General features: G+C 66.6%; 18 protein-coding genes. 7 read left to right on the top strand and 11 right to left on the bottom strand.

Features of this window, described 5'->3' with window-relative positions:
* Positions 1-14: 14 nt before the first annotated feature.
* Together FHX75_RS14310 and FHX75_RS14305 are read right to left on the bottom strand one after the other, a co-directional pair.
* Positions 15-941, bottom strand: a complete 927-nt coding sequence (locus tag FHX75_RS14310) for a hypothetical protein (RefSeq protein ID WP_211364466.1) — start codon at positions 939-941, stop codon at positions 15-17.
* A gap of 238 nt (positions 942-1,179) precedes the next feature.
* Entirely contained in the window at positions 1,180-1,500 is a 321-nt protein-coding gene (locus tag FHX75_RS14305; RefSeq protein WP_154940214.1) for a hypothetical protein, read from the bottom strand.
* 240 nt (positions 1,501-1,740) lie between these two features.
* On the opposite strand from FHX75_RS14305, the gene FHX75_RS14300 reads away from it, so the two are divergent.
* The 3 genes from FHX75_RS14300 to FHX75_RS14290 all read left to right on the top strand — a co-directional run bounded on the left by FHX75_RS14300 (position 1,741) and on the right by FHX75_RS14290 (position 3,733).
* Complete coding sequence (locus FHX75_RS14300; RefSeq protein ID WP_246158053.1) at positions 1,741-2,556, top strand: AAA family ATPase; 816 nt, start codon at positions 1,741-1,743, stop codon at positions 2,554-2,556.
* Positions 2,556-3,098 (top strand): DEAD/DEAH box helicase family protein, encoded by a 543-nt coding sequence (locus FHX75_RS14295; RefSeq protein ID WP_154940210.1) that lies wholly within the window; start codon positions 2,556-2,558, stop codon positions 3,096-3,098. The genes FHX75_RS14300 and FHX75_RS14295 overlap by 1 nt, the downstream gene beginning before the upstream one ends.
* Positions 3,099-3,259: 161 nt before the next feature.
* Entirely contained in the window at positions 3,260-3,733 is a 474-nt protein-coding gene (locus FHX75_RS14290; RefSeq protein ID WP_154940208.1) for a hypothetical protein, read from the top strand.
* A gap of 19 nt (positions 3,734-3,752) precedes the next feature.
* Here FHX75_RS14290 and FHX75_RS14285 read toward each other — a convergent pair whose 3' ends face one another.
* Positions 3,753-3,995, bottom strand: coding sequence for a hypothetical protein (locus tag FHX75_RS14285; RefSeq protein WP_154940206.1), 243 nt, complete (start codon positions 3,993-3,995; stop codon positions 3,753-3,755).
* A 599-nt stretch (positions 3,996-4,594) separates the two neighbouring features.
* Between FHX75_RS14285 and FHX75_RS14280 the strand changes: the two genes are divergently transcribed.
* The gene (locus FHX75_RS14280; protein WP_154940204.1) at positions 4,595-5,071 is read left to right on the top strand and encodes a hypothetical protein; all 477 of its coding nucleotides are present in this window, start codon (positions 4,595-4,597) and stop codon (positions 5,069-5,071) included.
* A 243-nt stretch (positions 5,072-5,314) separates the two neighbouring features.
* Here FHX75_RS14280 and FHX75_RS14275 read toward each other — a convergent pair whose 3' ends face one another.
* Together FHX75_RS14275 and FHX75_RS14270 are read right to left on the bottom strand one after the other, a co-directional pair.
* Positions 5,315-5,851 carry a hypothetical protein gene (locus tag FHX75_RS14275; RefSeq protein ID WP_154940202.1) on the bottom strand — a complete coding sequence of 179 codons (537 nt, stop codon included), beginning with the start codon at positions 5,849-5,851 and terminating at the stop codon, positions 5,315-5,317.
* A 218-nt stretch (positions 5,852-6,069) separates the two neighbouring features.
* Positions 6,070-6,390, bottom strand: a complete 321-nt coding sequence (locus FHX75_RS14270; RefSeq protein ID WP_154940200.1) for a hypothetical protein — start codon at positions 6,388-6,390, stop codon at positions 6,070-6,072.
* Between the two features lie 82 nt (positions 6,391-6,472).
* Here FHX75_RS14270 and FHX75_RS14265 point away from each other — a divergent pair, with 82 nt between their 5' ends.
* The 3 genes from FHX75_RS14265 to FHX75_RS14255 all read left to right on the top strand — a co-directional run bounded on the left by FHX75_RS14265 (position 6,473) and on the right by FHX75_RS14255 (position 9,617).
* Positions 6,473-6,766 carry a transposase gene (locus FHX75_RS14265; RefSeq protein ID WP_170285372.1) on the top strand — a complete coding sequence of 98 codons (294 nt, stop codon included), beginning with the start codon at positions 6,473-6,475 and terminating at the stop codon, positions 6,764-6,766.
* On the top strand, positions 6,763-7,677 hold the full coding sequence (locus FHX75_RS14260; RefSeq protein WP_154940196.1) for an IS3 family transposase: 915 nt from the start codon (positions 6,763-6,765) through the stop codon (positions 7,675-7,677). The genes FHX75_RS14265 and FHX75_RS14260 overlap by 4 nt, the downstream gene beginning before the upstream one ends.
* Positions 7,678-8,561: 884 nt before the next feature.
* Positions 8,562-9,617: an IS110 family RNA-guided transposase gene (locus FHX75_RS14255; protein ID WP_154940194.1), complete on the top strand. Its 1,056-nt coding sequence runs from the start codon at positions 8,562-8,564 to the stop codon at positions 9,615-9,617.
* 126 nt (positions 9,618-9,743) lie between these two features.
* Here the strand turns inward: FHX75_RS14255 and FHX75_RS14250 are convergent, their stop codons facing one another.
* From FHX75_RS14250 to fxsT (FHX75_RS14225), 6 genes are all read right to left on the bottom strand, one after another.
* Positions 9,744-10,670, bottom strand: a complete 927-nt coding sequence (locus FHX75_RS14250) for an MAE_28990/MAE_18760 family HEPN-like nuclease (protein ID WP_170285371.1) — start codon at positions 10,668-10,670, stop codon at positions 9,744-9,746.
* A gap of 170 nt (positions 10,671-10,840) precedes the next feature.
* Positions 10,841-12,088 carry a DUF262 domain-containing protein gene (locus tag FHX75_RS14245; protein ID WP_211364465.1) on the bottom strand — a complete coding sequence of 416 codons (1,248 nt, stop codon included), beginning with the start codon at positions 12,086-12,088 and terminating at the stop codon, positions 10,841-10,843.
* Between the two features lie 452 nt (positions 12,089-12,540).
* Positions 12,541-12,927, bottom strand: coding sequence for a hypothetical protein (locus FHX75_RS14240; RefSeq protein ID WP_154940190.1), 387 nt, complete (start codon positions 12,925-12,927; stop codon positions 12,541-12,543).
* A 220-nt stretch (positions 12,928-13,147) separates the two neighbouring features.
* On the bottom strand, positions 13,148-16,186 hold the full coding sequence (fxsT, locus tag FHX75_RS14235) for an FxSxx-COOH system tetratricopeptide repeat protein (protein WP_154940188.1): 3,039 nt from the start codon (positions 16,184-16,186) through the stop codon (positions 13,148-13,150).
* 55 nt (positions 16,187-16,241) lie between these two features.
* Positions 16,242-16,745 (bottom strand): hypothetical protein, encoded by a 504-nt coding sequence (locus FHX75_RS14230; protein ID WP_211364464.1) that lies wholly within the window; start codon positions 16,743-16,745, stop codon positions 16,242-16,244.
* A 64-nt stretch (positions 16,746-16,809) separates the two neighbouring features.
* Positions 16,810-19,449 (bottom strand): FxSxx-COOH system tetratricopeptide repeat protein, encoded by a 2,640-nt coding sequence (fxsT, locus tag FHX75_RS14225; RefSeq protein ID WP_154940186.1) that lies wholly within the window; start codon positions 19,447-19,449, stop codon positions 16,810-16,812.
* Positions 19,450-19,587: the final 138 nt, after the last annotated feature.

Raw genomic sequence — 19,587 nt, 5'->3', positions numbered from 1 at the left:
GGTTGGGTTGGTGGTCAGATCCAGTCGGAGACGTCGTCCTCAGGTGCCGAGGACGTAGCCGCGGGCTTGCTGCCGTTGGCCGAGCTGGTGGTGGCCGGCTTCTTCTGGACCGGCAGGGCGATGACGGCTGCGTCGACGTCGGGCAGGTCCAGAGCCGTCGGGATCACCGGCGTCGGCCGGTCGGCCGCGGGCGTGTCGGGGTTGATGACGTCGACCAGCGGGGAGCCCACCGTCGCGGTGAGCACCTCGCGGCGTTTGATGTCGAACCGCAGATAGGCGGCGTTGCCGTCGGATGCCCGCTCGACCAGAGCGGTGGCGGCGTGGCAGGCGACCGCGATGCGGTCGAGGCGGCCTTCCAGGTCCGCGAGGGACAGGCCGGGCCGTAGGTAGACCCAGACCCGCTCGCCGACCGGGGTGGGGCGAGCCCACAGGATGAGCGGGAGGCTGCCGGACTGGTTGGCGATGATGAACTGCGCGAAACACACGCGCAGCCGGTGGCGCACGACAAGGCACCAGGTCCAGGCGACGAGCTGGCGGCGGATGACCGGGACGGCGGCGGGGGCGCCGACGACCAGGGCGACAACCACCAGGGTCACCGGGGCGGGAGTGTGGTTGGCGAGCTGCACCCAGAAGGTGAGCGCCGCGACCGTGAGCACGATCTCGGGGGTCCACCACCACAGCAGCCGCAGGACCGGCCAGATCCGCACGAGCACCCAGGCGATGCCGCCGGTCGGTGCGCCGATCAGCGCGCCGGCGAACAGGGCCAGGATCGGGTGCATGGAGGAAGCGGCCACCACGGCCGCGAGAAGGCCGACCATGACCGCCGTGAGGATGAACGCCAGGCGAGCATTCCTGGCGGAGGAACGGTGGACCTTGGCCTCGATGACCGTCACCGTTCCGGTGTTCCGCCCGAAGGGGCGGCGGGGGCTAGACTTGGACACGACGAGTCCTCCCAATGCGAGTTGGGTCGGATGAGTTGGAGGGCACGGGGTCGGCAGATGTAGGAGTCGGACCGACCCCGCGCCAGCTCTTGCGGGGGATGCCACCACCGCTGGTGGTGACGGGCCGGGAATGTAGGAGTCGGAACCACTCCCGAACCTTGGATCTCAGGTCAGCGGACCATCAGGCCGCCTCGTGCGTCGGACACCAGAGGCTCACACAGCGCGGTGAGCGAGGGACTTACTTAGCCGCCGAGTTACCAGCCTTCGGCTTCAGCGAGATGGCGCGGAACGCGACGCCGTTACGCCCATTGGTCGCCCACGGAATGGCCTCCAACTGCTCGACAGCGACGAGCTGTCCCACCGTCACGCCCGGCTTCTCACCCGCCGTGGTGATGGTGATGATCTCGCCGCCGGTCTCGTCGAGAACGAAGACCTGGGTCGACCACATGAGCCGGCCAGTGTTCTTCTCCGACCGCTGGTTGCCGTTCTGGTCGTTCTTCGGCTCCGGGTCCTTCGTCACCTGAACCTGCTTGCTCGCGGTGTCCACGTACAGCTTCATAGCTGCCGTCCTTCCTGGATGTGAGCGCGTCCCCTGTGGACGTCTGCTCGATATGCCGACGCTAACAGTTGGTTGGAAAGGCTAGCAACTGTTAGGTATGCACCATCTGAAACAGTGTTCTGACGTGCTGTAACGGCGCTGAGGCCCTGTTAGGCAACTGGTAGGATCTGGTAGCTGAGTGCGCCTACCGTGAGGATGCCCATGTCATCGCCCCGTCCCCGGTTGACCCGGGGTGAATCCGTGCACCAGCAGATCGCGCGGCACATTCGCAACGAGATCTCAGCCGGAATCCGTCGAGACGGTGACGTCCTCCCGTCCAGCCGCGAGATGGCCGCCGAGTGGGACACCAGCCCGTTCACCATCACAGCAGCAATGAAGGTGCTGGAGGCGGAAGGGTTCATTGAGAGCAAGTCCCGCTCGAAGCGGGTCGTGCGGGTGCCGAACCAGGAGCGACGGGGACCTGTACGGCTGCCCAAGCCGCGCGTGGTGCTCATCGGCGGCTACGCCGGCAGTGGCAAGACCGAGTTGGGACGGATCCTGGCGCGGGCGACCGGGTGGCCGATGCTGGACAAGGACACCTTAACGCGGCCCATCGTTGAGGCAGCCCTAGAGATCCTGGGCCAGTCTCCGAACGACCGCGAGTCAGACACCTATCTGAAGGTCGTGCGCCCCCGCGAGTACGAGGCGTTGAGCAGCGCGGCCGAAGAGAACGTGCAGTGCGGCAATAGCGCCATCGTGACGGCCCCGTTCATCGCTGAGTTCCAGGACGCTCAGTGGTTGGACCGGACGAGGGCCCGGTTCGCCGACATGGGCGCAGCCGTGAGCGTGGTGTGGGTGTACTGCGACCCGGACACGATGAACGTCTACATCCGGAGGCGAGGAGCGGCCCGAGATGCGGCGAAGCTGGCCGACTGGTCCGGCTACCTCAGCCGCATCGATCCTGATTCGCGCCCGCTGGTCGAGCACGTCGTCATCAACAACTGCGCCTCGGCCAGGCCGCTACAGGACCAGGCCGAAGCGCTGGTCAAGTCATTGATGGGGTTGGAACTCGACTGATGCGGGGGGTGATCCTCTACGGCCCGCCGGCATCCGGCAAGGACACGGTGACCTCAGCCCTGCACCAGCTCGACGACCGGTACCAGCAGTTCCGGCGCCTGAAAGTTGGGCAGGGCCGTATCGCGGGCTACCGAATGAGCTCGGTTGCGGAGCTGGCGGCTCTGCGCGCCTCGGGCAGTGTGGTGTGGGAAAACCGGCGGTATGGGTCCGTGTACGTCATCGACGCGCCCGGCCTGCGTCAGCAGCTCCACGAGCAGATCCCCGTGGTGCACGTCGGGCAGGTCAACGCGGTTGACGCTGTACGGGAGGCATTCCCCGACGCGCGGTGGACCGTAGTTGCTCTTACCTGTCCCCGGAACGTGGCGGAACGTCGCATTGTGGAGCGACAGACGGGCGACGCGGCGGAACGCCTCAGGGCGTGGGACCAGACAGAAAGGCTCCCCACAGCCGGCCTCACCATCGATACGTCCGAAGCTTCCCCGGGCATGGCGGCCGAGTTGATTGATCAGGCGGTCCGACGAGGCGAGGGGACGGCGGAGTAGAAGCCGGCGGCCTGGCGATCAGCCGTTGGTGATGGCGAGGTGACCCGCAGAGGCCATATTTTGGATCTATGGAACCTGGGGAGGGGCCAGCGCCACCAAGCCGAGGAGCGGGGGCCGGCAGGGCTCCGTTGGTCCGGTCGCCGCGTCATTGGCCGTGGGTCGTGCTGTCGCTCGTGGCGGTGGTATGCGCCGGGATCGTGGCCGTGCCAGTCTCATGGGCCGTCCAGAAGCAGGTCGAGGCGGAACGCGGTGAGTCGAGTCCGGACGCGGCGGCAAACGTGTACGTGCTTCAGACGAGCAGCGGAGAGGAGATCGGCCTGTCGCGGGTTCTGGCCGGCAGGCGTCATGACGAGCTGCTGCGGCAGTGGCGGCAGTACCGCGGCGACATGGAGCGCGCCAACGTGCCGTCGAAGCTTGAGATGGTCGGACCGATTGACGTCGAGGACCAGGGCGACGACCGCGCGGCGGTGACCGCCCAGGTCCGCCCGACCTGGTGGAACGAGCAGACCAACCTCAGCGGCACAGCCCACCCGTGGCGGTTCGAGACCCGGCGAGACGCCGGCGGCTGGCGGGTGTGGGCAGCCGACCTGCCGCCGTGGTGCGGTGTGCACGTCCGGCCATCCGCCTGCCTCTGACTCGCCCCGCCGTGCCTGATCACCGAGTCAGGAACATGCCACGAGCAAGTGCATGAGCAACCTCGTCCGACGTCATCTGGGGAAAGCGCTCTGCGATGGCGGTGCGAGCCTGCTCTTCCGTGACCTTCTGATCCCGAACGAGATCGGCTTGCTCGGAGGAGAAAGTGTCCACGACCCGTTGCCAGGCGTCGGAGGTTTGAGTCTCGACCAGGTTCTGCGGGCGCCCGAAGATCGCCCGCCAGAGGTACGCGAGCAGGCTCACGACTGGATCGTCTCAGCCAGCATCAATCTTTGACAGTGCCCCAGAGCCGCTGTGTGCTGCGGCTACTTAGCGCGCCTCTGGTCGGACTCGCGGCGTACAGCTTCGGTGAGGTCCCGCCAGGCTCCAGCCGAGGTCTTCATCATCCGGTCGACCATCCGTCGGGCTGATCCTTCGTCCGGGAAGTCGTGCGACACCTCCTGCCCGCCGTCACCACCGAGCCGGCCACGCACCCGCCAAAGCCGACCGTCGGAGAGCAGCCAGATATCGCGACGAGCCATGCGACCCCACGACCCATTCCACCAGCGCCCGCGTACCTGCACCGGCAGCAGCCTACTCGAACACACGTACGAACCGCCGGCTGCCGGCGGTGTCGGGCTCACTTGATGCGTGACACATCGGCTTCACTTGACGCGTGACGGGTTACCGCGCGATGGGCTGCCGCTGTTACAGGAGTTACTAGTCAGCCGGACGCCGGGGCGGACTGACGGTCCCTCATACGCGCGGTCAGCGGCAGAGGAGTGCTCCCTGCGCAGTCAGGAACTGCTATCACGGCAGGCCCATGAGGGCAGAGCGACCGACTCACGCCTAGCATGCTCATCGTGCTCGAACTGTCGGACGACCTATTGCAGCTGGAGCCCGGTCGGATCGTCTACCTTTCACCGCTGCGGTCAGGCCCAGCTGCCGGTACCTGGGCGATCACCGTACCGCTCGCGCCGTTCTCCGCAGCCGACCGTTTCGACCCCGCGACCTTCCGCCCCGGCACTGACGGACCCGAGATCATCAGGACGGCCATCCGCGGCGAGTTCATTGATCTACCCGGCAACGACCTGTCTGCACTGACCAACCGAACTTTCGACTTCCCGATCAACCCGCACGCTGGCTACATCGATGCAAGCATCTACCTGGGCGGAGGACACAATCCGGTCGACATCACCCGGATGGAGTTCGGTGAGGCCCATTCGCTGAACATCGACGTTGTACTGCACGCCGCGTTCGACTTCACCGAGGAAGGCGTCGAGATCGCGAACAGGTCAGCGGTCTTGCACGCCAACCTCCAGTTCGAGCAGCTCGACTGACCCCGACCGAAGACCGGTAGGCCAACGTACTCAACTCGGCAGAAGCGGATAGCCAGCCCTCTCCGGCCGCCCCGCGTTCAAAGCGGGTAGCCAACGAGCCAGGGCATCGTGTCACGCATCAAGTGAAGCCAGGACGTAACCCATCAAGCGGAGTACGACAGCCGGCTGCCGGCGTGCCTAGTCCCACCACATGCTTGACACATCCGTCCCAGCACATGCTTGACGCTTGACCTAAGCGATCGATTACAAGCTCGGCGTTGTGCTCGATGCAGCGAACGTCTTCACGGCCTGAAGCAAGCGGTCGAGGAAGGTTGGCAGGTCCGGGGCGGCTACGTCGAAGCGCGGGTCCTCCGAGGTGTAGATGCCGCCGAGGACAGCGTCCGGTGGGAGGCGGTAGACGGTAGATCCTGCCGGCATGGCCAGCCCGTACTGGGTACCGCCGCCATCGCTGGCGAATACGACAACATCGGCGTCGTGGCGGCCACGGACGTGCCAAAGGTCCCGTGACTCGTGGGCGTGAGCCACGTCAGAGGCCGTGTGCAGGAAGAACCCGTTACCGACGTCCGGTAGATCTACGGCACCGATTGCGGCGTACAGGTCTACGAGGTCGGCGGGGATGGCGGGACGAACAGCAGCGAGCCGTGCAGCAGCGGCTGCGTCGGGCTCGCTGACGGCGTTCTCGCCAGGCGGGTATCCGTAGCGGTCTTGGAAGTCGAGCACCGCGGAGGCGATGGTCTTCCGCAGATCCTCGCGCCAGGTCTCCAGTTGGCCAGAATCCACGCATCACCTCCGGGTCGTACCGACGAGCCGGGCCGACTTCACACGCTCTCAGCCAGCGGTGTCAAGCATGTGGTGGGACGGATGTGTCAAGCATGTCCCGTGACGGGACAAGCCGGCTGCCGGCGGTGTCGGGTCTCAGGACCTCCGTGACAGATCAGTCTCGGGACCTGCGTGACACGTCCGGCTAGACGATCTTGCCCTGGTTGCGGTGTGGGCTCTTACTGTGCCGGGTTGAGCCGGGCTCGAATAGCGGCGAGGGCTTCGCCGGGTTCGGTGGTGTCGACCCGGTCATCGGCTTCGACGGTGAACGGCGCTTGTCCGTCTGGGCCGGTGTCGACCTGCACGATGTCGCGGGTCTGCCCGAGACCGAGGAAGTAGACGTTGTTGTCGTCGCCGGGTTGGGTCTTGTCGAGTCGTTCCACCCACAAGCCGGGGTGTTGCTGGCGAAGCGTGTCGAGCAGCTCGTCAAGCGGGCCGCCGGTGCGGTCTGTGGCCTGCCAGACACGGGTGGGGAACGGTTGGAACGGTTGACTGGGCACCGAGTCAGCATGGCATTGAAGTGACCCCCTGAGACCGGACACTTCCTGACTTGGCATCCTGCTGAGGGAGGAGGAAACCGCGTTGGCTCGACAGAGCAAGTACCCCGAGGAGTTCCGGCGTCAGGCCGCGGCGCTGGTGCTGGATTCCGGCCGCACGATCCGGGACGTGGGCCGGGAGTTGGGCGTCAACCACGAGACGCTGCGCAACTGGGTGGCCCAACTGCGCCAGGAACGCGACGGCGGCCAGTCGTCGTCGCTCAGCGGCGATGAGCGTGCCGAGCTGCTGCGGTTGCGGCGGCAGGTGGCCCAGCTGGAGTTGGAGAAGGAGATCTTGAAAAAAGCCGCGGTCTTCTTCGCACGCGAGACGGAGCGGTGAACCGGGCCGACGTGTATCGGTTCATCGACGCGGAGAAGACCACCTACCCGGTCCGTCTGCTCTGCCGGCTCCTCGGCGTCGGCCACAGCGCCTTCTACGACTGGCTTCGACAGGGACGCCAACGCGCCGCCGAGCGGAAACGTCACGACCTGCAGCGCGTCGAGGTCACCCGGCAGGCGTGGTCGGAGCACCGCGGCGTCTACGGCGCCCGACGGCTCACCGCCGAGCTGCACGAACGCGGCCACCGGTGGAACCGCAAGGCCGTGGCCCGGCTGATGCGTCTGGCCGGTATCGAAGGCGCCCATCGACGCCGGCGCGGAAAGCCCCGCCGCAAGGCCGCGTCGACCGCGACCGCGCCGGACCTGGTCCAGCGGCAGTTCACCTCGACCGCACCCAACCGGTTGTGGGTCGCCGACATCTCCTACCTACGCACCTGGAAAGGATTCCTCTACCTGGCAGTGGTCGTCGACGCCTACTCCCGCCGCGTCGTCGGCTGGGCCATGGCCGATCACCTGCGCACCGAACTGATCCTCGACGCCGTCGGCATGGCCATCCAGCACCGCCGACCCGCCCGGGACCAGGTCATCCACCACTCGGACCGCGGGACGCAGTACACGTCGTTCGAGTTCGGCCGCACGTTGCGCTCCTGCGGCGTCCTCGCCTCGATGGGCTCCGTGGCCGACTGCTTCGATAACGCCCTGGCCGAGACGTTCTTCGCCACCTTGAAGACCGAGCTGGTCTACACCCGCGCCTGGCCCAGTCGCCACGAGCTGGAGATGGAGGTCTTCTCCTACATCGAGGGCTTCTACAACCCCCGCCGCCGGCACAGCCGTCTGGGTAACGTCAGCCCCGACACCTACGAAAAGATCCACCACGAGTCCCTAACAGACATCGAGGTGTCCGGCCGATAGGGGTCACTTCACATCAACCCCGGATTGTGCTTCACCCCCGTGATCTCCACGAACACTCGGCGGTGTGTCACGCAGGTCCTGATACCGATCTGTCACTCAGGTCCCGAGACCGGACAGCCGGCTGCCGGCGGAGTTGTTCAAAGTTTCTGTACGTCTTCAAGGCGGCCCGCAACGGGCCGCACGCGCCGCCGCCTGGGCGCGCGTCCGTCGCTCCGCTGGCGCTCCGACTCCGGCCACGCAACACGCCCGGCGGCTGGCGCGGAGGGCGGGGAGCCCGGTGGGCCGCCGCATGACGACAGGACGTTCCCGGTGGTGTGGTGGGCCGGCAGCCGGCCGGGCCGCGCGGCCAGCACCCGCGCGGCGAAGGGAAGCGCACGCCGGCCGCGTCGGCGAGCTGGCGGCGGTCGCGGGGTTACGGTCAGAGCGCCTCCGGCGGGGGCGCTCCGGCTCCAGGATGGCCGGGGCTTCGCCGGCGCGTCGCGGTCCGTGGGTGGTTGCGGTAGGCCATCCCGTCTGCCATCGACCCGGGCAAGCCGAGCAGACCACCGCCCGACCCGCCAGCGTCCGAACCTGGTGTCAAGGTCCGCTTGACGTGGCGGGCCGGGCGGCGGCCCGCTCCCCAGAAGGGCGGGTCGACGGCAGACAGTGAGGATGGTGGGGTGGGTCGCCGGGTTGGTCTGACTCACCGGCAGACCGACGTTGCTGTCCTGATCCCGATTCGTCGGCCGGCTCGGTGGCCCTCGGCAGCTGCATGTCACCGGTCAAGCGTCGTGACCTGATAGGAGCCTGTGCGAGAGGCGCCCACCACTGTGTTGTCCGCATCGCCTGACCGGTGACGTGTCCACGTGTTCTCGACGCGACCGAGAAGGGCGGACCTCACCAGCATGGCAGCCAAGAAGCAAGTTCTCATCGGTGGTGTCGACACCCACCGCGACACACACCACGCCGCCATCATCGACAACACCGGCGGACTCCTGGCCGACGCCGAGTTCCCCGCGACCACCGCCGGCTACGCGGATCTGCTGGCCTGGATGCGCTCCTTCGGGCAGGTGACTGCCGTGGGCGTGGAGGGCACCGGCAGCTACGGCGCCGGCCTGGCCCGCTATCTGACCAGCAAGAAGATCGCCGTCGTGGAGGTAGATCGGCCGGACCGCCGAGCCCGCCGCGCACAGGGCAAGTCCGACCCGATCGACGCTATCGCCGCCGCCCGGGCGACCCTTGCCGGCACCGCGATGGGCACGCCGAAGACCCGCACCGGACCGGTCGAGGCCATCCGCGCCTTGAGGGTCGCCCGCCGAGGAGCGGTCAAGGCCCGCACCGCCGCCTTGAATCAGATGCGCGGCCTGGTCGCCGCCGCCCCCGAACCGCTGCGAGCCCACCTGACCAGGATCAGCGCTGCCGTGCTGGTCAGCCGCTGCGCCGTACTTGCCTACGACCCGACCAAGCTCCACGACCCGCAGCACGCCACCGCCGCAGCCCTGGTCGGGCTCGCCCGCCGCGTCACCGCCCTCACCGAGGAGATCACCACCCTCGACCGGCAGGTGACACCCATCGTCCGGAAAGCGGCACCCCGCACCACCGCCCTGTTCGGTGTCGGCCCCGATGTCGCCGCCCAGCTGCTCACCACCGCCGGCGACAACCCCGACCGGCTGCACTCCGAAGCCGCCCTCGCCCACCTCTGCGGCGCAGCACCCATCCCCGCCAGCTCCGGACGGGTGCGCCGCCACCGCCTGCACCGAGGAGGCGACCGCGGCGCCAACCACGCCCTGCACACCATCGCCCTCTGCCGCATGCGCTACGACCAGCGCACCCGCGCCTACCTGCACCGACGCATCACCGAAGGCCTCAGCAAGCAAGAGATCATCCGCTGCCTCAAGCGCTACATCGTCCGCGACGTCTACACCGCCCTACGCGCCGACTTCGCCGCCCTCGCCCCTTGACCTCCATAGGAGCATCGGGATGCCTTGCTGGTGGCGTTACCACCAGCTTTCGCCTGCATGGGTCCCCGTGTGGTTTGTGTCGTGACGACCCGCGACACTGCTCAGACCGAACCACACAGCTAGCAATTAGGTCGATGGTAGGGAGTCGGCGAGCCAAGAAGCCGGACACTCACGGTCCACGAGGTAGAGGCTTCGGATCCTCTTCATTTGGCAAGAGGTTTCGAGGCAGACCTGGGCGCCAGCATGAGAACGGATCTTCTGTACGTCACCGTTCGATGTTCGGATGGTAAGCATCCTCCCAAGTTGGTAGCCCGAGGGGAGGCCGACGTCTACTGCCAACGGGTCGCCAACTTGGAGCAACGTCCCCTCCGGGAGAATGCCGAGGTCCAGGCATATTACAGAGTTATAGTGCAGCTGCGAAGTTCCGCGGAACGGTACGGCATGGTGCTTTACTAGAAATGACCCGAGGTGCTGGCGAAGAATTGCATAGGCGGCCCGAGCGAATGCGTTAAAGAACTGCAAGTACTCTCGGATCTCATCACGCGTAAGCAGCGCTGCGGGACTGCCATGCGCGATTTCGTTCCGTCGGTCAGCCAGATCGTCGATCGCACCGAGGTCCGCCCCCAAATTTCCCGAACTGTGTCCGCTGGCCGCGAGGTAAGCGACGAAGTCCTTGGTGCCCACAACTAGCTTTAGGAAGTCATCTATTCCAACCTCCCTGAACGCTTCGTCGATCGTTTTACGACGGAAGTTGCCAGCGTGGCGAGCGTAGGCCAGAGCGTTCAATCTATAGTTACCCGCCTTTGATTCACAAGAATGCAGGTTCTCAATCAACCTAACTGACAGCATTGGATCTTTCATGCGCGTCAACCATACTTCGTCGCGCAGGGCTTCGAGGGATTTCCGGCGGTGGTTATCCTTCAGCCTTTCAGGGAGGTCGTCCATCGACGGTACGAGCTCATTCAATGTTTGTACGGTGCCGGCCACGAGCCCTTCAATGAGGCGTTCGAAGGCGCCGTAAAGCAGTACAAGTTGGGTGGCGTATTGCGCCATCTTGACAGCGAATGGTTCGACAGACTGTCGGAAAAGGGTCAAGCAATCGTGAAGGTCGCCCGGTGCAACGGAGGCCAGGTCTGCTGCAAGGATTCTTTCTTCCGCATCGCCCCTATGAAGTAGCCGAGTCAGATCCTCGGTGAGCCGCTCGAACTCGAGGACGGCTGGCCTCATCGGCGATCATTCCTGAGCTCGCCGTCAACGAAATCCCCAAACAGTTCTCGTCTTGAGATGATATTGGCGGGGTTTGTGTAGCGGCCTGCAAAACTACTGTAGTTCTCTTCGTAAAAGCTCGGCAGCTTCGCTGCCAATTCCTCCTTGTGCTCGAGGATAAGATCCTTCTGCGGGAGTCGCTGGCTGAATGCGAACATGATGGTGTCGTAAGCCACAGTGGTAGGTCGACTGAGCCAGTTCCAGCGCCCATTTCGTTGACGCCAAAGCCAGAAGGCGCGCTCGCCAAACACCTCGTATACCAGATCTATGGTGGTTTTGAATAGATCACCAAGTTGGGAAAGGAGCGCCGGATCGAACCGATTAGCTCGCTTCAAGTATTCATCAAAGTAGTCCCGGAGACTCTTAGCCATGTACTGCGGATCTTGCCTGAACGCGAAGAACCGAAGGACGAGTTCGACATCGAACATCTCGCGATACGCGTCGTTCTCCAGCAGTTCGGCGTCTTCCTCATCGTCTGGGTCGCCGGCTTCCCCCTGGCTTCCAACAGGAATTCCCCAGGTCAAACATAGGGATGGGTGGCGAGAGAGAGTGAGGCAAAGGTCGTTCATCGGTCCGCCGTGAACCGCGTTTCGCGTCTCTTGGGGGGTGAGCTTCTCCCCTCCGCTGTTGATGCGCTCGAAAACGAGCTGCTTGAGAATTCTCGCCTCGGTGTCGTTCCGCGCAGTCTCTTGCAGAAGGATGATGGACGAGAGATACCGTCTATCGATTCCCGCGCGCACGCTTGTTGGGAGGGACGAGTATGTGCGGCCGTTCAACTCTTCCCATTCAACAAGTCCCTGCAACGAGAACGCGTCCGCATAGAAGTCTCTAATGGTTGAGAGCCGCTGAAGTCCGTCCATCACCTCATATTTGGAGTAGTCGTACTCGTATAGAAAGATCGGCGGAACAGGTACGTTCATCACTAGGGACTCGATGAGGCGCGACTTCTTCTCTGTCGACCAGCGTCTTCTCCGCTGGTATTCGGGGCGCAGGAGGTAGTCGCCGCTGCCGAGGAGTTGCGGTATGGAGCTCAGAGGATAGCGGGCTTGTTCCGTTACGATTCGCACTTCGCCACGTACGTACTTCTCATTGATAAGATCGTCCGGCAACTCCCTGACGACGCTCCGCCGCTTCAGGAGGTCAATTTCTTCGCCTTCAAGCATCAGCTCTCCCCTCATCGCAGCTACCTCCAGCAGTCGCTCCATCGGAGGTTGGATAGCCCGGCCAGACTCGCCCGGTCATCCAGGGCCGTCCTGCACTCTGAGACGAATTCGACAAGGCCGGACCTAGCCAGTCGCTAATAGCCTCAGTCACGAAGCGCCTCCCCCACGTCGGCCCCACTTGGTACTCGCGACACTAGAGGATCAATGAGGGAAATGCTCTCCCTAGATCGTTGCTGCGTGCCAGGTCCATGCCAGGCCGACACGTCACGACGAGGGATTGACGGGGACTGGCGGGGAGAGTGAACGCCCGCCCGCTGGTCACGGCCACGGTGGGCCAGGGCAACTTGAGAAGCTCCCGGGCAGTGTGGGCACAGGGGCGCAAGACGCCGTGGAACGTCGCCAAACCGCCACCAACGATGGCAGTCCGACACGCCCGATGAGCATCGGTCCGCGCCGTTCCCACTGGTGGTGGGCCAGCGGCTCTAAGTTCCGCTTCAACTCAACACGAAGTCCTTGATCCCAGTTGCTATGGCGGACACGCTTCCGATCAAGCCCGACACTGTGGCGAGCTTGGCGCTGGGTGTGGCCCATGTACCTCGGCTGAATGCCGCCCACCGGCTGGAGTAGAACAGCATCTTGAACTTCTGCCATCGGTGCTCACGGAGGTGGCAACCGAGCAGCAGCCCACGCGAGTTGTTCCGGCAGAAGCCGCCGCGGCTTCGGGTCGCGGCTCCACACCAGGCGGGCGCTTGGAAGAGCGACCAGAGCACGACCGCACCCGACAGCAGGTACAGCACTCCGGGACCCACCTGGGTCGTCCACCAGGCGGTGAGCAGCAAGACCAACGCGACAAGGCCCCAATGCCGGCGAAGGATCTTCATGTGCGATCAGTAACGTATGCACTGCTGCTGGTAAACACGACCGACAGAAGCCGACACCTCATCGGGCCGTCTCTGGGCCGTCTGGGCCGTCGCGGGGCCGTCAGAGGCCGACCAAAGCTAACCAACGACGACCATTAACACCCGACGAAACAGCAGGTCAGCCACCATGTAAAGGCGGCTGACCTGGTGGGCGACGGACGAGTCGACCTGTACGCCGGATTCACTTCGCCGCAGGCTTTCGCGCATCGGGGTGGTCGTCGCCTTGGATGCGGCGGCGGGTGAGGTTGTCTTCGTTCAGGGCGCGGGCCTGTTCGTGCTGCCCGAGCTGGCGCAGGTCGGCGGCGAGGTTGTTGGCGGAGTTCAGGGTGTGGGGGTGGTCGTCGCCGAGGACGCGGCGGCGGCGGGTGAGGGTGTCTTCGTTGAGGGCGCGGGCCTGTTCGTGCTGGCCGAGGTGGCGCAGGTCTGCGGCGAGGTTGTTGGCGGAGCTCAGGGTGTGGGGGTGGTCGTCGCCGAGGACGCGGCGGCGGCGGGTGAGGGTGTCTTCGTTGAGGGCGCGGGCCTGTTCGTGCTGGCCGAGGTGGCGCAGGTCGGCGGCGAGGTTGTTGGCGGAGCTCAGGGTGTGGGGGTGGTCGTCGCCGAGGACGCGGCGGTAGCGGGTGAGGGTGTCTTCGTTGAGGGCGCGGGCCTGTTCGTGCTGGCCGAGGTGGCGCAGGTTGATGGCGAGGTTGTTGGCGGAGCTCAGGGTGTCGGGGTGGTCGTCGCCGAGGACGCGGCGGCGGCGGGTGAGGGTGTCTTCGTTGAGGGCGCGGGCCTGTTCGTGCTGGCCCAGCTGGCGCAGGTCGACGGCGAGGTTGTTGGCGGAGCCCAGGGTGCCGGGGTGGTCGTCGCCGAGGACGCGGCGGTAGCGGGTGAGGGTGTCTTCGTCGAGGGCGCGGGCCTGTTCGTGCTGGCCGAGGTGGCGCAAGTTGGTGGCGAGGTTGTTGGCGGAGCTCAGGGTGTCGGGGTGGTCGTCGCCGAGGAGGAGGCGGCGGCGGGTGAGGGTGTCTTCGTCGAGGGCGCGGGCCTGTTCGTGCTGGCCCAGCTGGCGCAGGTTGATGGCGAGGTTGTTGGCGGAGCTCAGAGTGCGGGGGTGGTCGTCGCCGAGGACGCGGCGGCGGCGGGTGAGGGTGTCTTCGATGAGGGCGCGGGCCGTCTCGTACTGGCCCAGCTGGCTCAGGTCGACCGCGAGGTTGTTGGCGGAGCTCAGAGTGTAGAAATTGTCGTCGCCGAGGACGCGGCGGTAGCGGGTGAGGGTGTCTTCGTCGAGAGCGCGGGCCTGCTCGTACTCGCCGAGCTGACGTATATCGCCGGCAAGGTTGCTGGCGGAGTTCAGGGTGTGGGGGTGGTCGTCGCCGTGGATGCGGCGGCGGCGGGTGAGGATGTCTTCGTCGAGAGCGCGGGCCTGTTGGTATTGGCCGAGTTGTCGGTGGGCGTGGGCGAGCAGATCCGAGGCGAAGAGCGTGGTGTCGTCGTCGGGGCCGTGTCGACGGGTCCATTCGGTGTGCAGGTGGTGGGCGAGGGGCAGGGCGGTGCGGGCGTCGCCGCGGGCGAGCAGGTGCCATATCGCGCTGTGGATGAGGTAGCGCAGTTCGGTGTTGGTGGTGGTGGCGGGGTCGGCGGCGAGGATGTGGGGCATCAGCCGGGTCCAGCGGGGCCAGTGGGCGGGGTCGGTGCCGTCGTCGGGTCGCGCGGCGATGAGCAGTTGGTCGACCTGTTCGCGGGTGGTGGTGCGCTGTTCGGGGGTGAGGGTGTCTTTGAGGATGGCTTGGGTGAGGCGGTGCAGGATCGGCCCGTCGCCGCTGGGGCGGGCGAGGCCGTAGCGGGTGATGTGTCCGACGGTGCGGTCGAGGGCGATGCCGCTGCGTGCGGTGGTGGCGAGGGGTTCGGGCAGGGTCTGGTCGGGGGCGTGGCGGAACAGGTGCAGGGGGACGGGTTCGGGGGCGAGGAACGCGCACAGGGTCAGCAGCTGCCCGGCGGCCGGGTCTTCCCGGGTGAGGCGTTCGGTGGCGACGCGGACGGCGGCGCCCAGGGGGGCCGGGTAGCCGACCGGCGGCCGGCCTCCGAGCAGGTCCGCGGCGTGCTCGTCCAGGGTCTGGAGATAGTCGGGGACGGGCATGCCGGTCTCGGCAAGCAGATCGGCGGCCTGCGCCACCGCCAGGGGCAGGTCACCGAGGGCTTCGGCCAGCTGGTCTGCCTCCGCTTCGCTCACATGAGGCAGGTGAGTGCGCAGCAGCGCCACCGACTCCGACCGAGCGAACACATCCACCCCGACCGGCTGGGCAACACCGGCCCACACCGGACTACGCGACGTCACCACCACATGACCCGAGCCGTCGGGTAGCCAATCCGTGATGGCATCGCGGTCTTCGACGTTGTCGAAGATGATCAGCCACCGCAGGCTCTGACGTAGATGGCCCCGCAGCTTGTGCACTGCGGTGGGGGTGTCGGTGCCGGTGGGCGCGATCCCGCATTCGGCGGCGAGCGCGGCGAGTTGCTCACCAATCAGCTCAGGCTGCTCGCTGGCGATCCACCACACCAACTCGTATTCACCGGCGAACCGGTGCGCGTACTCGATCGCCAGCTGCGTCTTACCCACCCCGCCCATGCCTTGAAGGGCTTGAACGACGGCGTGCTGGCCAGCTTGAAGTTTCTCTCGCAGGGTGATGAGCATGGCGTCGCGGCCGGTGAAGGCGGGGTTGCGGCGGGCGACGTTCCAGACGGGCGGTAGCGATCCCGGCGGACGTGGTCCTGCTTCGGTAGCGGGAACGACCACGTGGGGATAGGGCGGTGCCGCCGTAGAAGATGGAGGGCCGTCCACAGCGGTGAGCAGGGTGGTCACCGCATCAGCCGTCGAGAGTCCGAACAGGTCGGGTACGACGATGGGTGCCCAGATGCCATCGAGGGTGACGTCGTCGACGCGCAGCGGGATCAGCCGGGCACGGGGGTCTCGGCGGCGTTGAGCCAGCCGCGCGGTCCATTCATCGCTGGTGTAACGGCTGGCATCGAGGTAGGCGGTGGACAACAGTGCCACCAGCGGATTGGGTCGGGCCAGTGCGGCGTGCATCCGTTCGATGAAGTTGTCGCCCGCGGCCCAGTCCACGCAGTCAAGCTCGACGGTGTGTCCGGCGGCGCGGAGGTGCCAGGCTACCCATTCCGCCCAGGCTCGGTCGCGCCCGGCATGCGACACGAACAGCGTGCCGCTGGCAGACGGGTCACTCATGCGGTCGCCTCCTTCCGCTCTTGTCAGCCCTGCCGGTCGTGTCGTCTTGCGAATGTCAGGATTCGGGTGGTGCGGGGATCGCTGCGCGCAGATCCGGCACGCCGCAGGCGGTGGCGAGGAGGCCGGCGTAGGCGGACAGGTGCTCGCGGGTCAGGTCGAGGGAGGCCCGCAACTCGGCCGCGCGTGGCCACGCACGCTCATGATCGAGACGGGAAACTTCAGGAGCGCGCTGGCTTTCCCAGGCTTCCAACTCGGGATGCCAGTACGCCAGCACGGGCCGCATGGCGTAGTTGAGCATTACCACCACAAGGAAGCCGAGGTTGTACTCCCCGTTGCGCTTGGGCGCCGCGACGTCCGGACCATAGCGGCGCAGCACTTCCCGCGTGCTGCCGAACAGCGAGTACATGCTCGACAGGGCTTCGCGAAGCAGTCCGTGTTGAAGCGGCACGACCGTGACGCGGGTGACCAATTCCACGTACAGCTCCCACGCGGCGGCGCGTTCCGCATCATTGGGTTCCCAGGTACCGGTGACCGACATCAGCTTCAGGTCGAGCTGCACCTCGACACTCTTGGGCGGACGTACCATCTCGACTCCCATTGCTCGAATCAATGCGACACGTTCATCATGCCGACGCCTCCCCGCGCCACCGCGCCACCTCGTCCATCAACCGCTGAGCCTGCTCTTGCTGGCCGAGGTGGCGCAGGTCTGCGGCGAGGTTGTTGGCGGAGGTCAGGGTGTCGGGGTGGTCGTCGCCGAGGACGCGGCGGCGGCGGGTGAGGGTGTCTTCGTCGAGGGCGCGGGCCTGTTCGTGCTGGCCGAGGTGGCGCAAGTTGGTGGCGAGGTTGTTGGCGGAGCTCAGGGTGTCGGGGTGGTCGTCGCCGAGAACTCGGCGGAAGCGGGTGAGGGTGTCTTCGTCGAGGGCGCGGGCCTGCTCGTGCTGGCCGAGGTGGCGCAGGTCGATGGCGAGGTTGTGGGCGGAGGTCAGGGTGTCAGGGTGGTCGTCGCCGAGAACTCGGCGGAAGCCGGTGAGGGCGTCTTCGTCGAGGGCGCGGGCCTGCTCGTGCTGGCCAAGGTTGCTCAGGTCGGCGGCGAGGTTGTGGGCGGAGCTCAGGGTCTGGGGGTGGTCGTCGCCGAGGAGGAGGCGGCGGCGGGTGAGGGTGTCTTCGTCGAGGGCGCGGGCCTGCTCGTGCTGGCCGAGCTGGCGCAGGTCGGCGGCGAGGTTGTTGGCGGAGGTCAGGGTGTCGGGGTGGTCGTCGCCGAGGACGCGGCGGCGGCGGTTGAGGGTGTCTTCGTCGAGGGCGCGGGCCTGCTCGTGCTGGCCAAGGTTGCTCAGGTCGGCGGCGAGGTTGTTGGCGGAGGTCAGGGTGTTGGGGTGGTCGTCGCCGTGGATGCGGCGGCGGCGGTTGAGGGTGTCTTCGTCGAGGGCGTGGGCCTGTTGGTATTGGCCGAGTTGTCGGTGGGCGTAGGCGAGCAGAGATGCGGCGATGAGGCTGGTGTCGTCGTCGGGGCCGTGTCGGTGGGTCCATTCGGTGTGGAGGTGGTGGGCGAGGGGCAGGGCGGTGTGGCCGTCGCCGCGGGCGAGCAGGTGCCACACGGCGCTGAAGGTGACGTAGCGCAGTTCGGTGTTGGTGGTGGTGGCGGGGTCGGCGGCGAGGATGTGGGGCATCAGCCGGGTCCAGCGGGGCCAGTGGGCGGGGTCGGTGCCGTCGTCGGGTCGCGCGGCGATGAGCAGTTGGTCGACCTGTTCGCGGGTGGTGGTGCGCTGTTCGGGGGTGAGGGTGTCTTTGAGGATGGCTTGGGTGAGGCGGTGCAGGATCGGCCCGTCGCCGCTGGGGCGGGCGAGGCCGTAGCGGGTGATGTGTCCGACGGTGCGGTCGAGGGCGATGCCGCTGCGTGCGGTGGTGGCGAGGGGTTCGGGCAGGGTCTGGTCGGGGGCGTGGCGGAACAGGTGCAGGGGGACGGGTTCGGGGGCGAGGAACGCGCACAGGGTCAGCAGCTGCCCGGCGGCCGGGTCTTCCCGGGTGAGGCGTTCGGTGGCGACGCGGACGGCGGCGCCCAGGGGGGCCGGGTAGCCGACCGGCGGCCGGCCTCCGAGCAGGTCCGCGGCGTGCTCGTCCAGGGTCTGGAGATAGTCGGGGACGGGCATGCCGGTCTCGGCAAGCAGATCGGCGGCCTGCGCCACCGCCAGGGGCAGGTCACCGAGGGCTTCGGCCAGCTGGTCTGCCTCCGCTTCGCTCACATGAGGCAGGTGAGTGCGCAGCAGCGCCACCGACTCCGACCGAGCGAACACATCCACCCCGACCGGCTGGGCAACACCGGCCCACACCGGACTACGCGACGTCACCACCACATGACCCGAGCCGCCTGGTAACCATGGATGAATGTCTTCGCGGGCCTCGGCATTGTCGAAGACCAGCAGCACCCGATCGGCAGAGCGCAGGAAACTCTTGACGCCGTCGACGGCGGAGGCGACCTCGGTGTCAGCGTCGGCGACGCCGGCGGCAACAGCGAGCGCGGCAAACTGCTCACCGATCAGCTCAGGCTGCTCGCTGGCGATCCACCACACCAACTCGTACTCACCCGCGAACCGGTGCGCGTACTCAATCGCCAGCTGCGTCTTACCCACCCCGCCCATGCCCTGCAGGGCTTGAACGACGGCCCGACCGCCGCTGACCAGCGCTTGCCGCAGGTCAACAAGCATCCGATCACGGCCGGTGAAGGCCGGGTTGCGAGGAGGCACATTCCACACCGATGGAAGCGAACCCGGCAGCCGCGGACCTGAGCGTTTAACCCGGCCACGGCGATCGCTGCCGGGGAACTCTGGGTGCCCGTCGGGGCGACGCTTGCCCCGCACCACGGCCAGGAGGCGTTTGCGCGCCTCGCCCTCCGGGATCCCGAACAGATCCTCGCGCAGTAGCGGTGCGAGAATGCGCGGCGGGGTCACCTCCTCGACCCGCAGCGGCAGGATCAGCGGCTGGTCAGCGTCACGGACGTGCAGCAGGGCAGTCCACTCAACCGTGGTGTGCCGTTCGGCTTCGAAGTAGGCCTCGGAGAACAGGGCGACCATCCGCTGACACCGCTGCAGCCCGTCACGGATCTTCTCGACGACATTCGCTCCGACCTCCCAGTCCCACAGGTCCAACTCCACGCTGTAGCCGGCATCTTCAAGTTCCCAGCCAACCCACTCCGCCCACGCCCGGTCACGGCCGGCATGGCTGATGAACAAATCAACGCGCTCGTCAGGTGCCGTGGGTCCCCACACGCATCCACTGTGCCCGGTCGCTCACCCACGCGCGACCACCGGTCAGGCGCAATCAGTCGAATAACCGACAAGCGACGAGGGACCAACGAGCGGGTCAGCAACGAGTCACACCCCGACAACCACTGCAAAACGGCTCCG

Source organism: Micromonospora palomenae (genome assembly GCF_007829925.1).
In the GTDB taxonomy this organism is placed as follows: domain Bacteria; phylum Actinomycetota; class Actinomycetes; order Mycobacteriales; family Micromonosporaceae; genus Micromonospora; species Micromonospora purpureochromogenes.
The sequence above is the reverse complement of the archived record's forward strand: the minus strand, read 5'-3'. Positions and strand labels throughout refer to the sequence as shown.